This is a genomic window from Longimicrobium sp. (genome assembly GCF_036554565.1).
Taxonomy (GTDB): Bacteria; Gemmatimonadota; Gemmatimonadetes; order Longimicrobiales; family Longimicrobiaceae; genus Longimicrobium.
On record NZ_DATBNB010000046.1, the window covers coordinates 1 to 1,763 of the forward strand.

Here is a 1,763-nt window from a genome sequence, read left to right on the forward strand (position 1 = left end):
TGGGTGCGGATGGAGCAGGCCAGCCGCAAGCACGCCACCACGCCGCAGCGCGCGGCCGACCGTCGCATCGCCGAGCAGCTGGCGCAGCTGGCCGCCTTTGCACGGCAGCCGCACCCGTGATCACCCGACGGGGGCGGGGGCGTCCGCGCTCCAGCCGCCCACCCCTCGTCAACCCGTCTCCGGTGGTCGAGCCGGTTCCGTCTGCCGGACACGGCTCCGCGGCGGCACCGCGGCGGCGAGGTGAGCGGACGGCGGAGGAACTGATCGAGGGCAGCTTGATGGTGGCGGAAACGGGCGCGGGATTGGGGCTGCTGCTCTGGCGCGCGCTGCGCGACGTGAGGGCGTGGGCCGCCGCGCCCGAGCCGCTGCGGCCCTTCGTCTTTCCCCCGTCTGCGGGACCGGACCGGCGGCGGCTCCTGATCCTCAGCGGAGCGGACGAGCGGCTGTGGGCACCCGTGTGCATCTTCATCTGCCTGGTGGAGCAGCGCGAGCCGGCGGACCCGGCACGCGTGCTCCACGCCTGCCGGCGCGTAAGCCAGTGGGCGGCCGACCACGGAGCCCGCGTCACCGCCGCCGCTTTCGACGCCTGCGCCAGCCTGGTCGCCGCCGCCGTCCGCGAGCACCCGTACTGATCGGCGCCTCGAAAACGAGACCGCCCGGGCGTCGTCGCCCGGGCGGTTCGTTCAGGCCTCTTCGCGGCAGTCCGCGATCAGCTCCCGGTCGGCGAGGCTCCACCGCCCCGCCTGCTTGCGGAAGGTCAGCCGCCAGACGCGGTTGCAGAAGTCGGAGGGGCGCGTGTTACGTTTCGTCGACGTGCTGCGGACGGTGCCCCGGATTTCGTTCGGCGTGCCGTGAGCCACGTTCCAGTTGACCCAGATTCCATACTTGCGTACCCAGCAGCCGCCAAAGCTCGACACGGTGTCGCACAGCAGCACCTGCTGCAGGATGGCCTGCGTGGGCTCGCCCAGAACCACGGAGATGCTGTCCAGGTCCAGGGGCGCGCCCGTAATGCCGTCCGACGCGTGGCGGAACGACTCCACGTTCACGTACAGCGGCCCGTCCGCGGCACGCCCGGGCTGATTCTGGCGGGCGTCCTGCTCCATGAACCGCAGTACCTGCGGGGCGACGGCGTAAAAGTCTTCGGGCGTGGCGCGCTCTCCCGAGCAGGCGGCCAGCAGCAGGAGCGCGGCAAAGAGGGCAGATCGCTTCATCGTCACGTCGGTGGCGGATGGGAGTTCGCGAAGGGCAGATTACCACCTGTGCCGCCGCCGCGCAAAAAGACGGCCCTCCCGCCCGCGCCGCACAGGCGGTAGGTTGCTGCCCGTGAACGACCGACGACCCCCGACCCGTTTGCCCGGAGACGTGATGGCGATCTGGAGACTGTCGCCCAGGATCAATACGATGTGGTGGTGCGTGGAAGGCCGAGACCCGTGGCAGCCGCCCGACGAGCGCGCGTTCGGGTTCATGGTGCGCGCCGCGGACGAGGAGCAGGCGCGCTGGCTGGCGCACGAGGCGGCGGGCGAGGAGAACGGCACGCTCGATGGCGTTTCGCCCTGGCTTGATACCAACTACTCCAGCTGCGAGATGATCCGCGAGGAGGGGACGGGCGAGGTGCTGCTCGTGAACTTCCGCCACGGCAGCCGCTGACGGTCAGAAGATTTCGGCGGGCTCCACCACGCGTACGCGGCAGAACCGCCGGATCTTCTCGAAGTCGCCGCGGTTGTAGGTGACGACCGCGGCGTTCACCCGCCTGGCGCTCCGGG

Annotated in this window: 3 protein-coding genes; 2 read left to right on the forward strand and 1 reads right to left on the reverse strand. The window is 71.1% G+C overall.

All coding sequences use genetic code 11. The annotated features are described in order from the left end of the window. Positions 1–278: 278 nt before the first annotated feature. The gene (locus VIB55_RS01275; protein ID WP_331874849.1) at positions 279–632 is read left to right on the forward strand and encodes a hypothetical protein; all 354 of its coding nucleotides are present in this window, start codon (positions 279–281) and stop codon (positions 630–632) included. 51 nt (positions 633–683) lie between these two features. On the opposite strand, the gene VIB55_RS01280 is transcribed toward VIB55_RS01275, so the two are convergent. After that, on the reverse strand, positions 684–1,211 hold the full coding sequence (locus tag VIB55_RS01280) for a hypothetical protein (protein WP_331874850.1): 528 nt from the start codon (positions 1,209–1,211) through the stop codon (positions 684–686). A gap of 154 nt (positions 1,212–1,365) precedes the next feature. Here VIB55_RS01280 and VIB55_RS01285 point away from each other — a divergent pair, with 154 nt between their 5' ends. Next, complete coding sequence (locus tag VIB55_RS01285) at positions 1,366–1,647, forward strand: hypothetical protein (protein WP_331021642.1); 282 nt, start codon at positions 1,366–1,368, stop codon at positions 1,645–1,647. The last annotated feature ends 116 nt before the right edge of the window (positions 1,648–1,763 follow it).

What these genes read in the sequence shown, in the direction of transcription:
- VIB55_RS01275 (WP_331874849.1), top strand. Translation starts at nt 279, where the DNA reads ATGGTGGCGGAAACGGGCGCGGGATTGGGGCTGCTGCTCTGGCGCGCG.
- VIB55_RS01280 (WP_331874850.1), bottom strand. Translation starts at nt 1,211, where the DNA reads ATGAAGCGATCTGCCCTCTTTGCCGCGCTCCTGCTGCTGGCCGCCTGC.
- VIB55_RS01285 (WP_331021642.1), top strand. Translation starts at nt 1,366, where the DNA reads ATGGCGATCTGGAGACTGTCGCCCAGGATCAATACGATGTGGTGGTGC.